Annotated in this window: 1 protein-coding gene; it reads left to right on the top strand. The window is 49.9% G+C overall.

The window, feature by feature from the left end:
- A partial coding sequence (locus I6F12_RS37080; protein ID WP_225158556.1) for an NlpC/P60 family protein occupies positions 1 to 387 on the top strand: 387 nt, incomplete at both ends.

Below are 387 nucleotides of genomic sequence, written 5' to 3'. Positions count from 1 at the left end.
GTGTAGCCACCATAAAGCACCGCCGCCAAATGCCAGACTTTCTGATTCGATTACCGTTATTGCCGGTTTGAACGACCAGCTACAAAGCTGGCATGGCACGCCGTATCGTTATGGTGGCATGACGCGGCGCGGTGTGGACTGTTCGGGATTTGTGGTTGTGACGATGCGCGATCGTTTCGATTTGCAGCTGCCCCGTGAAACCAAACAACAAGCCTCTATTGGCACGCAAATTGATAAAGACGAGTTGCTGCCAGGTGACCTGGTCTTTTTCAAAACGGGGTCCGGACAAAATGGTTTGCATGTAGGTATTTACGATACCAACAACCAATTTATCCACGCCTCTACCAGCAAGGGAGTGATGCGTTCCTCACTTGATAATGTCTATTG

It is taken from the genome of Bradyrhizobium sp. IC4059, assembly GCF_020193615.1.
In the GTDB taxonomy this organism is placed as follows: domain Bacteria; phylum Pseudomonadota; class Alphaproteobacteria; order Rhizobiales; family Xanthobacteraceae; genus Bradyrhizobium; species Bradyrhizobium yuanmingense.
Note: the sequence above shows the minus strand (reverse complement) of the source record. Positions and strands in the feature narration are given on the sequence as shown.